At 74.3% G+C, this 19,497-nt stretch carries 6 protein-coding genes; all 6 read left to right on the forward strand.

Translation table 11 applies throughout. From position 1 onward, the window contains the following. Window positions 1-2: 2 nt before the first annotated feature. Window positions 3-6,575, forward strand: coding sequence for a type I polyketide synthase (locus tag AC3CHW_RS00625; RefSeq protein WP_488471266.1), 6,573 nt, complete (start codon window positions 3-5; stop codon window positions 6,573-6,575). 181 nt (window positions 6,576-6,756) lie between these two features. After that, window positions 6,757-12,450 carry a type I polyketide synthase gene (locus AC3CHW_RS00630; protein ID WP_488469161.1) on the forward strand — a complete coding sequence of 1,898 codons (5,694 nt, stop codon included), beginning with the start codon at window positions 6,757-6,759 and terminating at the stop codon, window positions 12,448-12,450. Then, window positions 12,447-12,884: a nuclear transport factor 2 family protein gene (locus AC3CHW_RS00635; RefSeq protein ID WP_488469162.1), complete on the forward strand. Its 438-nt coding sequence runs from the start codon at window positions 12,447-12,449 to the stop codon at window positions 12,882-12,884. The genes AC3CHW_RS00630 and AC3CHW_RS00635 overlap by 4 nt, the downstream gene beginning before the upstream one ends. Window positions 12,885-12,919: 35 nt before the next feature. Continuing rightward, window positions 12,920-13,387, forward strand: a complete 468-nt coding sequence (locus tag AC3CHW_RS00640; protein WP_176165661.1) for a nuclear transport factor 2 family protein — start codon at window positions 12,920-12,922, stop codon at window positions 13,385-13,387. 305 nt (window positions 13,388-13,692) lie between these two features. After that, window positions 13,693-15,129 (forward strand): NAD(P)/FAD-dependent oxidoreductase, encoded by a 1,437-nt coding sequence (locus tag AC3CHW_RS00645; RefSeq protein ID WP_488469163.1) that lies wholly within the window; start codon window positions 13,693-13,695, stop codon window positions 15,127-15,129. Window positions 15,130-15,204: 75 nt separating this feature from the next. Further along, entirely contained in the window at window positions 15,205-19,398 is a 4,194-nt protein-coding gene (locus AC3CHW_RS00650) for a type I polyketide synthase (RefSeq protein WP_488469164.1), read from the forward strand. Window positions 19,399-19,497 lie beyond the last annotated feature (99 nt).

A 19,497-nucleotide genomic window follows, 5' to 3' on the forward strand; every position in this document is an offset into this window, starting at 1 on the left:
GGGTGACCGCGGAACTGCGCGAGACGCGCCAGCGGCTACGCGCGGCGGAGTCCGCGGAGCCGGAACCCATCGCCATCGTGGGCATGGCCTGCCGCTACCCGGGCGGCGTGCGGTCGCCCGAGGACCTGTGGGACCTCGTACGAGGCGGCGGCGACGCCATCTCCGGCTTCCCCACCGACCGTGGCTGGAACACCGACGAGCTGTTCGACCCGGACCCGGACGCGTACGGCAAGTCGTATGTGGACCAGGGGAGTTTCTGCTACGACGCGACCACCTTCGACGCGGCGTTCTTCGACATCAGCCCGCGCGAGGCGCTGGCCATGGACCCGCAACAGCGACTGCTCCTGGAGACAGCCTGGGAGGCGTTCGAGCGCGCCGGGCTCAGCCGCGCGGCGCTGAGCGGTAGCAACACGGGCGTCTTCGCCGGGGTCGGCGCGCACGACTACCTGTCGGTCATCGGGAACATCACCAGCGAGGTGGAAGGGTACGTCGGCGCCGGCAACCTGGGCAGCGTCGTGTCGGGCCGCGTGGCGTACACTCTGGGGCTCGAGGGGCCGGCCGTCACGGTGGACACGGCGTGTTCGTCGTCGCTGGTGGCGATGCACCTCGCGGCCCAGGCCCTGCGGCAGAACGAGTGTGACCTCGCGCTCGCGGGTGGGGTCGCGGTGATGGCCACGCCCGGCGCGTTCATCGAGTTCTCCCGACAGCGCGGGATCGCGCCGAACGGGCGGTGCAAGCCGTTCGCCGCCGCCGCCGACGGCACGGGCTGGGGCGAGGGCGCGGGGCTTGTGGTGCTGGAGCGGCTGTCGGAGGCACAGCGCAACGGCCGTACGATCCTCGGCGTCATCCGTGGCTCGGCCATCAACCAGGACGGCGCGAGCAACGGGCTCACCGCCCCCAACGGACCGTCCCAGCAGCGCGTCATCCGGCAGGCGCTCGCCAACTCCCGGCTGTCCACGGCGGACGTGGACGTGGTGGAGGGGCACGGCACCGGCACCACCCTCGGCGACCCGATCGAGGCACAGGCCCTGCTCGCCACCTACGGCCAGGGACGGCCCGAAGGCCGACCGCTGTGGCTGGGCTCCATCAAGTCCAACATCGGACACACTCAGGCCGCCGCCGGCGCCGCGAGCGTCATCAAGATGGTGATGGCCATGCGGCACGGGGAACTGCCGGAGTCCCTGCACATCGACGAGCCGAGCCCGCACGTCGACTGGACCGCCGGCGAGGTGCGGCTGCTCACCGAGACGACCGCGTGGCCGCGTCCGGACCGACCGCGCCGGGCGGGCGTCTCCGCGTTCGGCATCTCCGGGACCAACGCCCACCTGGTGCTGGAGGAGGCGCCCGAGGCCGAGGCCGCCCCGCCCACACCGGACTCCGCCGGCCTGCTGCCCTGGGTGGTGTCGGCCCGCACCCCCCAGGCCCTGCGTGCCCAGGCCCAGGCCCTGACCGACCACCTCGCCGAACACCCCGGCCTCTCCCCCGTCTACGTGGGCTGGTCCCTGGCCACCACGCGCACCACCTTCGACCACCGCGCCGTCATCACGGCCACCTCCCCGGACACCCTCCGCACCGCTCTGAAGGCCCTCGCCACCTCCCAGCCCCACCCCGCCCTCACCCACACCACCACCCCCCTCCCCAGCAACCCCCACCCCACCCTTGTCTTCCCGGGTCAGGGTTCGCAGTGGGTCGGGATGGGCGCGGGGTTGTTGGAGTCGTCTCCGGTGTTCGCGGCGCGGGTGGCGGAGTGTGAGCGGGCGTTGGCGCCGTATGTGGACTGGTCGCTGAGCGAGGTGCTGCGGGGCGGTGTGGACGCCGCCGACCTGGGTCGGGTCGATGTGGTGCAGCCGGTGTTGTGGGCGGTGATGGTGTCGCTTGCTGCCGTGTGGGCTGATCAGGGTGTTGAGCCGGCTGCTGTGGTGGGTCACAGTCAGGGTGAGATCGCGGCTGCTGTCGTCGCGGGTGCGCTGTCGTTGGAGGATGGTGCGAAGGTGGTGGCGTTGCGGAGCAAGGCGCTACGCCGCCTTGCCGGTGGTGGGGCGATGGCTTCGCTCGCGTTGAGTCAGGACAAGGCCGAGGAGTTCCTGGCCGGGCTTGGTGAGAGCGCGGCGGGTGTGGGGATCGCGGCCGTCAACGGGCCCGGCTCCGCCGTGGTCTCCGGCCCGCCCGAGCAGGTCCAACACGCGGTCTCCGCGTTGGAGGAATCAGGCGGCAGGGCTCGCCTGATCGACGTGGACTACGCCTCTCACAGCTCACAGGTTGATGAGATCGCCGACGAGTTGCACGAGGTGTTGGCCGGTATCAGTCCGACCCAGGGCGAAGTGGCGTTCTACTCCACCGTCACCGCCGAACGCATCGACACCAGCACCCTGGACACCGCCTACTGGGTCACCAACCTGCGCGAACAAGTCCGCTTCGCCGACGCCGTACGCCAACTCCTGGCCGACGGCCACCGCGTCTTCATCGAAGCCAGTACCCACCCCGTCCTCACCGTCGGACTCCAGGAATCCTTCGACGAAGCCGGGATCGACGCTGCCGCAGTGCCAACCCTCCGCCGGGAACATGGCGGGTTGGAACAGCTGGCGCAGTCCGTAGCCCAGGCGTTCACCGCCGGCGTGAGCGTCGACTGGACCCGCTGGTACCCCAACGACCCCCCACCCCACGTCGTGGACCTACCCACCTACGCCTTCCAACGCCAGCGCTACTGGGTCGAGGGCAGCGGTGGGCAGGATGGCGATCCGGCCGGGTTGGGTCTCGTGGCTGCTGGGCATCCGCTGCTCGGGGCGGCCGTGGAGCTGGCCGAGGGGGGCTCGTACCTGCTGACCGGGCGGCTTTCGTCGCGTACGCAGGGGTGGTTGGCGGATCACACGGTGTTGGACACGGTGCTGCTGCCGGGTACCGCCTTCGCCGAGTGGGCGCTGCACGCGGCGCGGCGGGTGGGCTGTGACCACGTGGCCGAGCTGACCCTGCACGCGCCGCTGGTCATCCCGGATGGCGCGGCCGTGGACGTGCAGATCGCCGTCGCGGGGCCCGATGCCACGGGGCAGCGGCCCGTGACGGTCCACTCGCGCCCGGCCGGTGACATGGACTCGGCCTGGATGCGGCACGCCACCGGTGCGCTGGAGGTGTCCGCCGCGCCCGAGGCCGAGACGTTGCGCGGCGCGTGGCCGCCGCCCGGCGCCGGCAGCCTGCCGGTCAAGGGCTTCTACGCACAGTTGTCCGAGCATGGCTACCGGTACGGCCCGGCCTTCCAGGGTCTCACCGCGGCGTGGCGGCTCGGCGAAGCGATCTACGCCGAGGTGGTGCTGCCCGAGCAGGAGCGGGAGCGGGCGGCCGACTACGGCGTTCACCCCGCGTTGCTCGACGCCGCCCTGCACGCCCGCGCGCTGGCGGTGGCTCCCGGGTCGGAGGAGGCGGAGCAGGTGTTGTTGCCGTTCGCCTGGGCGGGGGTGCGGTTGCACGCGACGGGTGCGAGCGCGCTGCGTGTGCGGATCGTGCCCACGGCCGCCGATCGGTTGGCGTTGACGGTGGCCGACCCGACGGGCGCCCCGGTGGCCACGGTGGCGAACCTGATCCTGCGGCCCGTCGCGGGCGACCAGCTCGACCGGGCCCGCTCCGCCGGGCGGAACGCGCTGTTCCAGCTCGCGTGGCCGCAGGTCGCGCTGGAGCGGGAGGTGTCGCCCGCCGAGCGGGCGATCGTCGCGCTGGGCGATGAGGTGGGAGCCGCCGCGCTGGCCGACGCGTTGCCCGGGGTCGATCAGTACGTGGGCTTGGTGGGGTTGCGGGCCATGGTGGCCTCCGGGGGCGTCGCCCCCGATACGGTGCTCGCCTGCTTCACCTCGCTCGTCGGCGCGGGATCGGACGAGGCGGCCGGCAACGACCCGGGAGACACGGTGGCGGCGACGCACGAGGCGACCGGCGCCCTGCTCGCGCTGTTGCAGGAGTTCCTGATCGCCCCGGAGTTCGCCGACAGCCGGCTGGTCGTGGTCACGCGGCGGGCCGTCGCCGCCTCCGGCCACGAGGACGTCGCATCGCTGCCGGGCGCGGCCGTATGGGGCCTGGCGCGGAGCGCGCAGTCCGAGAACCCCGGGCGGTGTGTGCTGCTGGACGTCGACGGGCGGGACGCCTCGTTCGGGTCCGTGGCGGCGGCGCTCGCGCTGGACGAGCCGCAGGTGGCGTTGCGCGACGGGCAGGCGTACGTGCCACGGCTCGCGCACGAGGACGGTGCCAGGCAGCTCACTCCGCCGGCGGGCGCGGGGGACGCGTGGCGACTGGGCCTGGTGGGCAGCGGCAGCCTGGAGAACCTGGCCCTGGTCGAGTCGCCGGAGAACGGGCGGCCGTTGGGCCCGGGCGAAGTACGGGTGCGGCTGCGGGCCGGTGGCGTGAACTTCCACGACGTGGTGGTGGCGCTCGGCATGGTCGAGGACCCGCGCCCGCTCGGCGGCGACGGCGCCGGCGTGGTCACCGAGGTGGGTGCCGGCGTGTCCGGGTACGCGGTGGGTGATCGGGTGCTCGGCCTCTTCAACGGCACCGGGCCGCAGGTCATCACGGATCAGCGCATGATCACCAGGATGCCGGACGGGTGGACGTTCGCGCAGGCGGCGACCGTGCCGTCGGCGTTCCTCACCGCGTACTACGGCCTCGCCGACCTGGCGGGGCTGCGGGCCGGCGAGCGGTTGCTGTTGCACGCGGCGACGGGTGGCGTCGGGTTGGCGGCCGTGCAGTTGGCCCGGCACTGGGGCGCGGAGGTGTACGCGACGGCGAGCCCCGGCAAGTGGCACGCGCTGCGCGAGCGGGGCTTCGACGAGCGGCACATCGCGTCCTCGCGCTCGCTGGACTTCGAGGAGCGTGTGCGGGCGGCGGCCGGTTCGGTCGACGTGGTGCTCAACTCGCTGGCCGCCGACTTCGTGGACGCCTCGCTGCGGCTGCTGACGCCGGGCGGTCGCTTCATCGACATGGGCCGGACCGACGTCCGCGACCCAGAGGAGGTCGGCGCCACGCACCCCGGCGTGACGTACCGGGCCTTCGACCTGGTCACCGGCGCGGGCCCGGACCGTATCGGGGAGATGCTGGCCGACCTGTCGACGCTGTTCGACAGCGGGGCGCTACAGCCGCTGCCGACCACCGTCTGGGACATCCGGCGCGCGCCCGAGGCGTTCCGGTTCTTCAGCCAGGCCCGCCACATCGGCAAGATCGTGCTGTCCCTTCCGGCCGCGCTCGACCCCGACGGCACGGTCCTGATCACCGGCGGCACCGGCACGCTAGGCGCCGCCACCGCCCGCCACCTGGTCACCGCGCACGGCGTACGGCGGTTGCTGCTGGTCAGCCGGCGCGGCGCGGAGGCGCCCGGGGCGGATCGGTTGGTCGGTGAGCTGACCGCGCTCGGGGCGCGGGTGCGCGTCGCCGCGTGTGACGCGGGCGACCGGGACGCGCTGGCCGAGTTGCTGCGCTCCGTACCGGCCGAGCACCCGCTGACGGCCGTGGTGCACGCGGCGGGGTTGCTGCGGGACGCGACGGTACAGGCGCTCACCCCGGAGCAGGTCGCCGAGGTGTTGCGGGCCAAGGCCGACGCGGCCTGGCACCTGCACGACCTGACCCGCGACGCGGAGCTGTCGGCGTTCGTGCTGTTCTCCGCGGCGGCCGGGTTGCTCGGTGGCGCGGGCCAGGGCAACTACGCGGCGGGCAACACGTTCCTGGACGCGCTGGCCCAGCACCGGCAGGCGCACGGATTGCCCGCCACGTCGCTGGCCTGGGGTTACTGGGCGCAGGCGACCGGCATGACGGGGACGATGACCGACGCCGACCGGGCCCGCGTGGAGCGCGCCGGCATGGTGGCCCTGGAGACCGAGCAGGGCATGGCACTGCTCGACGTCGCGCTGGGCAGCGGGCAGCCACTGCTGGCGCCGATGCCGCTCGACCTGGCGTCGATGCGGCGCCGGGCCCGGGCTGGTGACGCGGACCCGCCCGCCCTCCTGCGCGGCCTGGTGCGCGCGGCGGCGCCGCAGGCCGCGACCGGCGTGCCCGACGCGTCGGCGCCCGCGCTGGCCGCCACCCTGGCCGAGCTCACCGAGGAGGACCGGCAGCAGGCGCTGCTCGACCTGGTGCGCTCCCACGTGGGGACGGTCCTCGGGCACGAGGCGGGCGACGCGGTGCAGGCCACGCAGAACTTCCGCGAGCTCGGGTTCGACTCGCTGACCGCGGTCGAGCTACGCAACCGGCTCTCGGCCGCGACCGGCGTACGGCTTCCCGCCACGTTGGTCTTCGACCACCCGACGCCGGCGGCGGTCGTCCACCTGCTGCGGGAGTTGCTCGTACCGGAGGGCGCCGCGGGGAGTGCGACGCGGTCCGGCGCGGTCCTCGCCGACCTCGACCGGGTGGGAGCCGCCCTGCCCGCTGCCGTCGCGGACCGCGAGCAGCGCGCGCGGATCGCCGCGCGGCTTCAGGAACTGCTGCGCGCGGTGGGCGGCGCGGACGCGGCGGACGACGCCGGGGACCTGGAATCGGCGACCGACGAGGAGTTGTTCGACGTGCTCGACAACGAGTTGCACGTCCCCACGGACGGCGGGCTCCGGTGAGCGCCCCCGCGCGGGCCCCACGCCCGGCGCGCCCCCTGCCCGCCGGCACGGCTGGCACCGCCGGACCCGCTGGCGTCACCGGCACCGCCGGACCCCTTGAGCCCACAGAGTCCGCTGGGCACCCCGCGCACTCCGTACGCCCTGTGAACCACGAAGGCCGCAACGATCGGGTGGATGTGACATGACGGATGACGAGAAGCTACGCAGCTATCTAAAGCGCGCGACCGCCGATCTGCGTTCGGCGAAGCGGCAGTTGCGCGAGGTGGCGGACCGCGCGCGGGAGCCCATCGCCATCGTCGCCATGGCCTGTGACTTCCCCGGCCACGCGACGACCCCGGAGCGGCTGTGGCAACTGGTCAGCGACGGCGCGGACGTCATCTCCGGCTTCCCCGACGACCGCGGCTGGGACCTGGAGAAGCTCTACCACCCGGACCCGGGCAACGCGGGTACCAGCAGCGCCCGCGAGGGCGGTTTCCTGGAGAACGTCGCCGACTTCGACGCCGACTTCTTCGGGATCAGCCCGCGCGAGGCGCTGGCCATGGACCCGCAGCAGCGGCTGCTCCTGGAGAACGCCTGGGAGGCGTTCGAGCGGGCCGGCATCGACCGCGAGTCCCTGGTCGGCAGCGCAACGGGCGTGTTCGCCGGCGTGGACTCCTACCACTACCTGTCGCTGATCGGTGAGACGACCGACGAGTCGGCGGGGTACGTGGCCACCGGCAACCTGGGCAGCGTGGTCTCCGGCCGGGTCTCGTACTCGTTCGGCCTTGAGGGGCCCGCGGTGACGGTGGACACGGCCTGCTCCTCGTCCCTGGTCGCCATGCACCTGGCCTGCCAGGCACTACGGCAGGACGAGTGCTCGCTGGCGCTGGCCGGCGGGGTGACGGTGATGGCCACACCCGGCGGGTTCACCGAGTTCTCGCGGCAGGGCGCGCTGTCGCCGGACGGGCGCTGCAAGGCGTTCGCGGCGGCGGCCGACGGCACCGGGTTCTCCGAGGGCTCGGGCCTCGTCCTGCTGGAGCGGCTGTCGGACGCGCAGCGCAACGGCCGCCGGGTGCTCGCCGTCATCCGCGGCTCGGCGGTCAACCAGGACGGCGCCAGCAACGGGCTCACGGCCCCCAATGGCCCGTCCCAACAGCGCGTCATCCGGCAGGCACTGGCCAACGCGCGGCTCACCCCGGCCGAGGTGGACGCCGTCGAGGCACACGGCACCGGTACGTCGTTGGGTGACCCGATCGAGGCGCAGGCGCTGCTTGCTACGTACGGTCAGGACCGGCCCGATGACCGGCCGCTGTGGCTGGGTTCCATCAAGTCCAACATCGGACACACCCAGGCCGCCGCCGGCGTCGCCAGCGTCATCAAGATGGTGCAGGCCATGCAGCACGGTGTGCTGCCCGCCTCGCTCCACATCGACGCGCCGACGCCGCACGTGGACTGGGACGCGGGCGCGGTGCGGCTGCTGACCGAACAGATCGACTGGGTACCCGACGGGCACCCGCTGCGCGCCGGCGTCTCCTCCTTCGGCGTCTCGGGCACCAACGCCCACCTCATCCTGGAGCAGGCGCCGGAGGCGCCCGTGGAGGAGTCGGCGCCTGTCGCTCCCGGGCCGGTGATGGCCACCGGTGGCTACGTCCCGTGGGTGCTGTCGGCCCGCAGCCGCGCCGCGCTACGCGGTCAGGCTCAGGCACTGATCGACCACCTGGCAACGGCCCCCGCTGCCTCGATCACCGACATCGGCTGGTCCCTGACCACCACCCGCACCACCTTCGACCACCGAGCAGTCCTCACAGGCCAAGACCACGACACGCTCCTCGCCGGCCTCCACGCACTGGCCACCGACACGACCCACCCCACCCTCACCAGCCCCGGCACCCCGACCCTGACCGGCGACCTCGGCCCGGTACTGGTCTTCCCAGGCCAGGGCTCGCAGTGGGTGGGGATGGGCGCGGGGTTGTTGGAAGCCTCGCCGGTGTTCGCCACGCGAGTGGCCGAGTGCGAGCGGGCGTTGGCTCCGTACGTGGACTGGTCGCTGAGCGAGGTGCTGCGGGGCGGGGTGGACGCCGCCGACCTGGGCCGCGTCGATGTGGTCCAGCCGGTGCTGTGGGCAGTCATGGTCTCGCTTGCCGCCGTGTGGGCGGACCAGGGGGTCAAGCCGGCTGCTGTGGTGGGTCACAGTCAGGGTGAGATCGCGGCTGCTGTCGTCGCTGGTGCGCTGACCCTGGAGGACGGGGCGAAGGTGGTGGCGTTGCGGAGCAAGGCGCTACGCCGACTGGCCGGTGGCGGCGCCATGGCATCGCTCGCGCTGAGTCAGGACAAGGCTGAAGAGTTCCTGGCCGGGCTTGGTGAGAGCGCGGCGGGTGTGGGCATCGCGGCCGTCAACGGACCCGGCTCCGCCGTGGTCTCCGGCCCGCCCGAGCAGGTCCAACACGCCGTCTCCGCACTGGAAGAATCAGGCGGCAGGGCCCGGCTGGTCGACGTGGACTACGCCTCCCACAGCCCACAAGTTGACGAGATCGCCGACGAACTCCACAAGGTGCTAGCTGGTATCAGTCCGACCCAGGGTGAGGTGGCGTTCTACTCCACCGTCACCGCCGAACGCATCGACACCAGCACCCTGGACACCGCCTACTGGGTCACCAACCTGCGCGAACAAGTCCGCTTCGCTGATGCCGTACACCAGCTCCTGGCCGACGGTCACCGCGTCTTCATCGAGGCCAGCACCCACCCCGTCCTCACCGTCGGACTCCAGGAATCCTTCGACGAAGCAGGCATCGACGCTGCCGCGGTGCCGACCCTCCGCCGGGAACATGGCGGGTTGGAACAGTTGGCGCAGTCCGTAGCCCAGGCGTTCACCGCCGGCGTGAGCGTGGACTGGACCCGCTGGTACCCCAACGACCCCCCACCCCACGTCGTGGACCTACCCACCTACGCCTTCCAGCGTGAGCGGTACTGGTTGGAGGACACCAGTGGGCGGGGTGGCGATGCCACGCAGCTCGGGTTGACGGCCGCGGGGCATCCGCTGCTCGGGGCGGCCGTGGAGCTGGCTGATGGCGGGGGCCGGTTGCTGACGGGGCGGCTGTCCGTCGCCTCCCCGTCGTGGCTGGCCGAGCACGTCGTGGCGGGTACGGCGCTGCTGCCGGGTGCCGCGCTGGTGGAGTGGGCGTTGCGGGCGGCCGACGAGGTGGGGTGCGGTGGCGTCGAGGAGCTGGCGCTCCAGGCGCCGCTGGTGTTGCCCGCCTCCGGTGGGTTGCGGGTGCAGGTGGCGGTGGCCGCCGCGGGCGCGGATGGTCGGCGCGAGGTGCGGGTCTTCTCGCGGTCCGAGCAGGAGGACGACGCCCCGTGGGTGACGCACGCCGTCGGTGTGCTGAGCCCGCCGTCGGCGGGTGACGAGCCGGGTGTCGGGCTCGCGGGCGTCTGGCCGCCGGCCGGTGCGGAGCCGGTGGACGTCACGGAGTTCTACGCCCAGGCCGAGGCGGCCGGGTATGGCTACGGGCCCGCGTTCCAGGGGCTGGAGGCGGCCTGGCGGCAGGGGTCCGAGGTGTTCGCGGAGATCACGCTGCCGGAGGCGGCTGGCAAGCGCGACGGGTACGGCATCCATCCGGCCCTGCTCGATGCCGCGTTGCAGCCCTCGCTGCTGATGGAGCAGCCCGAGGGGGACGACGGCGGGCTGCGGCTGCCGTTCGCGTGGACCGGGGTGCGCCTGTGGGCGGCCGAGGCCAGCACGGTGCGGGTCCGGGTCGGGCGGGACGCGGAGCGGGACGCCCTGCACGTGACGGTGGCCGATGCCGTGGGCGCGCCGGTGCTCACCGTGGACTCGTTGGTGACCCGGCCCGCCGAGAGTGGGCAGCTCCAGGCGGCGACCGCCGCGCGGGGCGTGGACGGGTTGTTCGCCCCGGAGTGGACCGCGTTGCCGGCCCCCACCGCCGCGCAGTCGGCGCAGGCCGTGCTCGGCGACGGCAGTTGGGCCGTGCTGGGTGCCGACACGCTCACCCTTGGCGAGCTGTCGGTGCCGGGCCCGGGGCCCGACGGGTCGCGGCCGGTGCGGTACGCGGATCTGGAGGCGCTGGTCACCGCGTTGGACGAGGGTGAGCCCGCCCCGTCGGTGGTGCTGGCCGAGGCGGTGGGCTCGGCCGACGACGGGTTGCGGGTGGCGCAGGAGTTGCTGGGCCTGGTGCAGAGTTGGTTGCTGCGTCCGGCGCTGGCCGATGCCCATCTCGTGGTCGTCACTCGGGGCGCCGTACACACCGGTGGTGCGGCGGCCGAGCTGGACCTCGCCGGGGCCGGTGCCTGGGGGCTGCTGCGCAGCGCGCAGTCGGAGAATCCGGGGCGCTTCCTCCTGCTCGACGTGGACGCGGACGTGGCGGAGTTGCCGCAGGCCGTGGCGCGGGGCGTGGAGCTGGGTGAGCCGCAGCTCGCGCTGCGGGCGGGGCGTGTGTGGGCGCCGAGGCTCGCGCGGGCGCGGGGCGGGGTCGCGGCGGACGAGGGTGTCGCGGGGCGGCTCGATCCCGAGGGCACGGTTCTCATCACGGGGGGCACCGGCACGCTGGGGGCCCTGGTGGCCGAGCACCTGGTGCGTACGGGGCAGAGCGTGCACCTGCTGCTGGTCAGCCGCAGCGGCCCGCGGGCGGCGGGCGCGGACGAACTCTCCGCTCGGCTGACGGAGTTGGGCGCGCGGGTGCGGATCGTGGCGGCCGACGTGGCCGATCCGGAGGCCGTCGCCACCGTGCTCGCGGGTGTGGCTCCCGAGCATCCGTTGACCGGCGTGGTGCACGCGGCCGGCGTGTTGGAGGACGCGGTGCTCACCTCGCAGTCCGCGGAGCGGTTGGCCCGGGTGTGGGGCCCGAAGGCGGGGGCCGCGGCGGTGTTGCACGCGGCGACCGAGGGGCTCGATCTGGGGCTGTTCGCGCTGTTCTCCTCGACGGCGGCCACGCTGGGCTCGTCGGGGCAGGCCAACTACGCGGCGGCGAACTCCTTCTGTGACGCGCTGGCTGCGCACCGGCAGGCGCTCGGGTTGCCCGGGGTGTCCGTCGCGTGGGGCCTGTGGGGCGACGCGAGTGGCATGACCGGGCACCTGGACGAGGCGGCGCTGGAGCGCATGGCCCGTTCGGGCATCCATCCGATGTCGGCCGAGCGGGGACTTGGCCTGCTGGACGCCGCCGTACGCCATGGGGCGCCGCACCTGGTGGCCATGGACCTGGACGTGCGCGCGCTGGCCGGCCAGCCGGCGCTGACGCTGCCCGCCCCGTTGCGCGGCCTCACCGCGAGCGGGCCCGCGCGCCGTACGGCGGCGGCCGGCCAGCCGCTGACGGACTGGGCCGGGCACCTGGCGGCGTTGCCGGCGGACGAGCAGCACCGGGTGCTGCTCAACCTGGTGCTCACGCACGCGGCTGCCGCGCTCGGCCACGCCGATCCCAGTCGGCTGCATGTCGAGCGCGGCTTCCTTGAGGTGGGGTTCGACTCGCTGACCGCGATCGAGCTGCGCAACCGGTTGGGCAGTGTCACCGGGCTGCGGCTGCCGACCACGCTCATCTTCGACCACCCGAACCCGGTGGCGCTGGCCGCGCACCTGCACGCCGAGCTGGCGCCGCCTGCCGCGGACCCGCTGCCGCCGCTGCTCGGCGAGTTGGAGCGGATGGAGGGCGCGCTGCTGGCCCTCGCGCGGGACGCGGCGGCGCGCGAGGCGCTGCACGAGCGGCTGCGTACCACGCTGACCAGGCTGGAGGCGCTGGGCGGCGGTTCGGCGGAGCCGACGGACCCCGCGGCGGAGGCGGCCGTCAGCGGCAAGATCCAGGAGGCCACCGCTGACGAGATCTTCCAGTTCATCGACCAGGACCTGGGCCGGAGCGACAACGGAGAGCACATGGGGAGCACGCGTTGATTGACGAGCGAAGCCGCAAGAAGCTCATGGTGGAACACAGCCGCCTGCTGAACGCCGCGGACGTCGACGGGCTCCTTGGCCTGTACGCGGACGAGGTCACCTTCGAGGACCCGGTCGGCGCCGACCAGCGGTCGGGCCGCGACGCGCTGCGGACGCACTTCGAGGAGTTCGTCCGGGCCGGGGTGCGGGAGACCCTCGGCGACCCGGTGGCGGGACAGGACGGCAAGCACGTACTGGCCCCGGCCAGCGCCGTCATGGACTACCTGCCCAAGGGCCCGGGGTTCGCCGAGCGGGGCTGGATCACGGCCCCGGAGGACCCCACGGGCAAGCGCATCACCTGGAACTACGTGCTGATGCTGCGTACCGGCAAGGGCGGGGCCATCACGGAGCTGAAGGCCCTGTGGGGAAGGTCGGACCTTGCCGTCACGGACTGACCCCCCACCCGCCCGCACCCAGCGAGGAGGCACCCATGGCCGATGAGGCGACCCTGAAACACCTGGCGCTGGAGTACGCCCGGCGCATGAACGACGGCGACGTCGAAGCCGTACTGGAACTCTTCTCGGACGACATCGTCTTCGAGGACCCGGTGGGCGCGCCGCCGCTGATCGGCAAGGAGGCGCTGCGCGGGCACATCGCCTGGTCCATCGAGTGCCAGGTGCACGAGGAACCGGGCCGGCCCGTGGTCTCGATGGACGGCAGGAGCGTGGCCGTGCCGACGACGGTGACGGTGTACGCGCCGACCAAGCTGACGTTCCAGATCGTCGGCATCATCGAGCTGGGTGACGACGATCTGGTGCGGCACGCGCGGGCCTACTGGGGCATCACCGACACCAAGGTCGGCGATGGTCCGGAGCTGTCCGGCGTGGCGCACTTCATGGCCGTGACGCAGAACCTCGCCAAGATGGTGCAGGCCAAGGGCAGCCCTAGCCCGACTTAAGCGGTGCCGGACATCATCGCAGCGTCGCCGCGTCGTGCCTGGCGCGGTGCCGGGCGGACCGGCAGCCGGCCCGCGTCGATCGCCAGGGAAGCCGGGGACTTCCGCGTCGTACCAACGGCCCGGGGCCTACCGCCGGCCGGGGTTCGCGCGGAGCGGACGCCGGCCGGGCCGGGTGCCGGGGTCCCTCCCCCACGTGTTCGCCGCCCTCACAACTCTCCCGTCGGCCGCTCGTGCCGTGGCCCCCTCGCGCTCCGCGCGGGCGGGCCACCGCGGGCCGGGCTCGGGGAAGGGACGAAAGCATCACCATGACCACACCGAAACATGGAATCGTTCTGGGCGGCGGCTGGGCCGGAATGCTGGCGGCCCACGTGCTGGCCCGCCACGCGGAGACCGTCACCGTGATAGAGCGCGACGTGCTGCCCGACGCGCCGCGGCACCGCAAGGGCTCGCCGCAGGGCCGCCACGTGCACGTGCTGTGGTCCAGCGGGGCGCGGCTCATCGACGGGCTGTTGCCCGGCATGGTCGACCGGCTGCTGAAGGCGGGGGCCCGCAAGGTCAACTTCCACCAGGACCTGGTGACATTGACCTCGCACGGCTGGCAGCACCGTTTCCCGCCCCGGCAGTACGCCCTCATGTGCACCAGGCCGTTCCTGGACTGGCACGTGCGCGACCAGATCCTGGCCGGTGGGCGGGTCACGGTGCGCCAGCGCACGGAGATCCTCGACCTGGTCGGTGACGGCACCCGGATCAGCGGGGTGCGGGTGCGTGACATGGACAGCGGCGACACCCAGACGCTGGGCGCCGATCTGGTGGTGGACGCCTCGGGGCGCGGTTCGCGGCTGCGGCACTGGCTGTCGGCGTTGGACCTGCCGCCGGTCGAGGAGGACGTCGTGGACGCGGGCATCGCCTACTCCACCCGGATCTACCAGGCGCCGCCCGGGGCGACCGAGGGCTTCCCCGCCATCAACGTGGCCGCCGACCACCGGGTGCGCGAGCCGGGCCGCTTCGGGGTGGTCTACCCGCAGGAGGACGGCACGTGGATGGTGACGCTGTCCTGCACGCGGGGCGCGGGGCTGCCGACGACCGAGGAGGAGTTCCTGCCGTACGCCAGGACCCTGCGGCACCCGCTGGTCGCGGACCTGATCAGCGGGGCCGAGCCGTTGACGCCGGTGGCCGTGTCCCGGGTGGGCGCCAACCGCAGGCTCTATCCGGAGCGGCTTGAGCGGTGGCCGGAGGGGCTGGTCGTGGTCGGTGACGCGCTGGCCGCGTTCAACCCGATCTACGGGCACGGCATGAGCGCCGCGGCCCGCGCCGCCACAGCGCTGGACGAGCAGTTGGCGCTGGGCGTGGACGAGGCCGGGTCGGCGCGCCGCGTCCAGCGGGCGATCAGCGCGTCCGTCGACGATCCGTGGATCATGGCGGCGTCCAAGGACGTGGAGTACGTGGGTTGCCGGATGAACGCCAAGGACCCGCGCCTGACGGGCGGGGCCACGGCGCGCCAGCGTTTCTCCGATCTGATCGCCGACCGGGCGATCAGGTCCTCGGCGGTGTGTGACGTGGTCACCGACGTCATCAGCCTGACGGCGCCGCAGTCGGAGCTGGCCTCCAGCCGCTTCCTGTCGCTCATGCACCAGGACCGGATGTTGCCGGAGTTGACGGCTCCCCCCTTGACCCCCGACGAGCTGTCCCTGGTGAAGCTGAGCCCGAGCAGCCTGGCCGGCGTCAAGGGTGTCCCCCGCTAGTCGGCGCCGCACCCGGCCCGGCCCACCACGACGGCTCAGGCACGACGGCTCAGGCGAGAAAGGCCCGCTCTTCTCATGACGAACGAAGAAAAGCTCGTCGACTACCTCAAGTGGACTACGGCCGAGCTTCACCAGACGCGGCAGCAGTTGCAGGACCTCAAGGAGCAGCGGCCCGAGCCCATCGCCATCGTGGGGATGGGGTGCCGCTTCCCCGGGGGCGTGCGGACGCCGGAACAGTTGTGGGACGTGGTCGCCGACGAGCGCGACGTCATCTCGGGCTTCCCCACCGACCGCGGCTGGGACCTGGAGAGCCTGTACCACCCCGATCCGGACCACCACGGCACCTCGTACGTGCGCTCGGGTGGGTTCGTCCACGACGCGGCGGACTTCGACGCGGCGTTCTTCGACATCAGTGACCGCGAGGCACCGGCGATGGAGCCGCAGCAGCGGCTGCTGCTCGAGGTGGCCTGGGAGGCGGTGGAGAGCGCGGGCATCGCGCCGCACACCCTGCGCGGCTCGGACACCAGCGTGTACGCGGGTGTGATGTACCACGACTACGCCTCGCGGCTGGACCGGATTCCCGAGGGCATGCTGGGCTACGTCGGCAACGGCAACGCGGCCAGCCTCGCCCCGGGCCGGGTGGCCTACACCCTGGGCCTGCAGGGCGCGGCCGTCGCCCTGGACACCGCGTGCTCCTCGTCGCTGGTGGCCATGCACCTGGCCGCCCGCGCGCTGCGCCAGGGTGAGTGTTCGCTCGCGCTGGCCGGCGGCGCGGCCATCAACTACACCGCCAGCGCCTTCCAGGTCGCCTCCAGCCAACGCCAGTTGGCGCCCGACGCGCGCTGCAAGTCGTTCGCCGACGCGGCCGACGGCATGGTGTACGCCGAGGGCGTGGGCCTGGTCCTGTTGGAGCGGCTCTCGGACGCGCGACGGGCCGGGCACCAGGTGCTCGCGGTCATCCGCGGCTCGGCGATCAACCAGGACGGCGCGAGCACCGGAATGGCCGCGCCGAACGGCCCGGCCCAACAGCAGTTGATCCGGGACGCGCTGGCGCAGGCCCGCCTCTCGCCGTCCGACGTGGACGCGGTGGAGGCGCACGGCACGGGTACCGCGTTCGGTGACTCCATCGAGTTGCAGGCGCTGCTGTCCACGTACGGCAAGGAGCGGCCGGCGGACGATCCGCTGCTGCTGGGTTGCGTCAAGTCCAACATCGGGCACACCCAGGCGGCGGCCGGGGTCGCCAGCGTCATCAAGATGGTGGCGGCGATGCGCCACCGCAGTCTGCCGCCGTCGCTGCACGTGGACCGGCCCACGCGGCTGGTGAGTTGGCGGTCGGGCGCGGTGCGGCTGGTCACCGAGCGCACCACGTGGCCGGCTCGGGAGCGCCCGCTGCGGGCCGCGGTCTCCTCGTTCAGCGCGAGCGGCACCAACGCGCACCTGATCGTCGAGCAGCCACCGGCGACCACGCGGCCGGACGGGCCTGAGCGGTCGACGCGGTCGGTGCCGGACGTCGGTTCGTCGACGGCGGGCCCGGTGGTGCCGTGGCTGGTCTCGGCGCGCGGTGAGCGGGCGTTGGCGGGACAGGCCCGCGCGCTGCTCGACCACCTGGACGGGGCCGGCGAGGGTTCGCCCACCGACGTGGGGTGGTCCCTGGTGACGACCCGGTCGCCCTTCGAGCACCAGGCGGTGGTGGTCGGCGCGGACCGCGCGGAGTTGGCGGACGGCCTGGCGGCGCTGGCCGCCGGTCGGGCGCATCCGGCCGTGGTGGGGCCGGCCGTGCTGCGGCCCGGGGCCGCGGTCGCCGCGGGCACCACGGTGTTCGCGTTCGGCGGCGGCGAGCGGCCCCCGGGCTTCGGCGCCGAGCTGTACGCGCGCTTCCCGGCCTTCGCCACGGCCTTCGACGCGGTGGCGGAGGCGTTCGACGGGCGGCTCGACCGTCCGCTGCGGGAGTTGGCGTTCGACGCCGGGGCCGCCTCGCTGGCGGCGCCGGAGGCCGCCGCGGCGCGGTTCGCGGGGCACGTCGCGCTGGCCGCGCTCGTGCGAGCCCTCGGCGTCAGGGCCGGTGCGGTCATCGGCGCGGGCGGCGGGGAGGTCGCCGCCGCGCACGTGGCCGGTGCGTTGCCGCTGCCCGACGCGTGCGCGCTGGTCCTCGCCGACGCCGCCGGCCCGGAACGGGTACGGCAGGTGGCGGGCGGACTGGACGTACGACAGCCCGACCTGCCGGTGCTGAGCGCGCGCACCGGTGAACCCGTGGGCGAGTCGCTGGCCACCGTCGCGTACTGGGCCGAGCGCGGCCGGGGTGGGGCGTCCGGTGGTGTGGCCGGCGCCGCGGCCGGCGCGAGCGCCTGGGTGGAACTCGGGCCCGACGCGCTGCTCGCCGCGCCGTCGGAGCCGGCCGGGCGGGCGCCGCTGGCGGTGTCGGCCGTGGCCCCCGGGGAGCCCGAGGTACGCGCGCTGACGCACGCCGTGGCGCGGCTGCACCTGGCTGGCGGCCCGGGCGTGGACTGGCGGGCCTTCTTCGCCGGCGGCCCGACGCCGAGCACCGTACGCCTGCCGACGTACGCCTTCCAGCGGCGTCGCTACTGGCTGGAGAACGAGCCGGCGCCCGGTGCGCCGGCCGTCGAGTCGCGGGCCGACGCCGAGTTCTGGGCGGCCGTGGAGCGCGCGGACCCGGACGCGGTGGCCCGCGCCATCGGGGTCAGCGGCGAGCGCGGCGCGCTGCTCCGCGAGGTGCTGCCGGCCCTGGCGACATGGCGGCGACAGCGCCAGTGGCGGTACCGCGTGAGTTGGCGGCCCGTCGCCGAGGCGGGCGAGCCCCGGCTGTCCGGGCGCTGGCTGGTGGTGACCGGTCCCTCACCGGCTTCCCCGGTGGCAGCGGACGCGAAGCCGGCGGAGGACGGGGCCACGGGCAGCGCGACGGCGGTGGTCGCGGCGCTGCGCGCGCGGGGCGCCGAGGTCGTGCCGGTGGACGTGGAGCCGGCCGCCGCGTCGGACGCGCCGCTGTCCGAGCGGCTGGCGCGAGCGGGCGCGGGCCGGCCGGTGGCCGGCGTGCTGTCGCTGCTGGCGCTGCCCGGGCCGCGCCGCGCCGGTGGTGACGCTGGCGCGCCGAGCGAGGACGGCGGTTCGGCGCTGGCGCCGACGGTCGCGCTGGCCGACGCCTTGGAGCGGGCCCGGATCGAGGCGCCGCTGTGGGTGGTCACCCAGGGCGCCGTCAGTATCGGCGTCGGCGACTCCGCCCCACGCCCCGAACAGGCCCAGCTCTGGGGCCTCGGCGGCGCGTTGGCCGCCGAGCGGCAGGAACGCTGGGGCGGCCTGATCGACCTGCCGGCCCGGTGCGGCGCCCGGACGTGGCGCCGGCTGGCAGCGGCGCTGCTCGCCGATGAGGGCGAGAGCGAGGTGGCCGTACGCCCCGACGGCGCGTTCGCACGGCGCCTGGTGCGGGAGACGGCGGCCGGCACCGCCGACGGTGGCACCCTGCGTGGCACGGCGCTGATCAGCGGCGCGAACACCGGAGCGGGCGCGCACGCGGCGCGCTGGGCGGCCGAGGCCGGCGCCGAGCAGGTGCTGCTGGTGGACGCGACGGCGCCGGACGAGGCGCTGGTGGCGGAGTTGTCCGCGACCGGCGTGCGCGTGGCGACCGCCGTCGCCGACGTGGCCGAACCGGGTGAGCTGGACCGGGTCGCCGAAAGCGTCGCGCCCGAGCTTCCGCTGACCGCGGTGGTCCACCTCGCCTGCGAACTCGGCTACGAGGCGGGCCCGTTGGACGCCGAGCGGCTGCGCGGCGAGGGGGCGGGCGCGGTGGCCGCGGCGCGCCAGGTGTGCGCGCTGGCCCAGCGGCACGACCTGACGGCCCTGGTGCTGTGCTCGTCGGTCGCCGGCGTCTGCCGCGGCCCGGGGCTCGGCAACCAGGCTCCGACGCACGCCTACGTCAGCGCCCTCGCCCAGGAGTGCCGGGCACGCGGTGTGCCCGCCGTGTCGGTGGCCCTGGGCCCCGTCGGCGAGCCGGACGCGGTCGTCGGCGCCGCCAAGCAGTTGCGGGGCAACGGGATGGCGGCGCTGCCCGGGCAGGCGGTGGTCCAGGCCCTCCGCGACGCCGTCGCGGCCCAGGCACCGGCCGCGGTGGTCGCGGACATCGACTGGGCCTGGGTGGCCGACCACGCGACGGAGTTGGGCGTACGCCGCCTCTTCACCGACCTCCCGGAGTTCCGGCCCACCGACCGGGCGGCGCCGCCCGCCGTGCCCGCCGCTGTCGCGCCGGGACCGTCGTGACCACGTACGCCATGCCGGCCGGGGCCCGGTCCGCGCGAGGGGACGCGGGCCGCCGCTGCCCGGGTGCGCGCGGCCCACGGCGGCCCGCCGCCGGCCACG

Source organism: Streptomyces sp. MGP-BFMKR1, assembly GCF_057766585.1.

Bases quoted from the DNA above. Each gene is read 5' to 3' on its own strand.
- AC3CHW_RS00630 (WP_488469161.1), top strand. From the start codon at position 6,757: ATGACGGATGACGAGAAGCTACGCAGCTATCTAAAGCGCGCGACCGCC.
- AC3CHW_RS00645 (WP_488469163.1), top strand. From the start codon at position 13,693: ATGACCACACCGAAACATGGAATCGTTCTGGGCGGCGGCTGGGCCGGA.
- AC3CHW_RS00650 (WP_488469164.1), top strand. From the start codon at position 15,205: ATGACGAACGAAGAAAAGCTCGTCGACTACCTCAAGTGGACTACGGCC.
- AC3CHW_RS00640 (WP_176165661.1), top strand. From the start codon at position 12,920: ATGGCCGATGAGGCGACCCTGAAACACCTGGCGCTGGAGTACGCCCGG.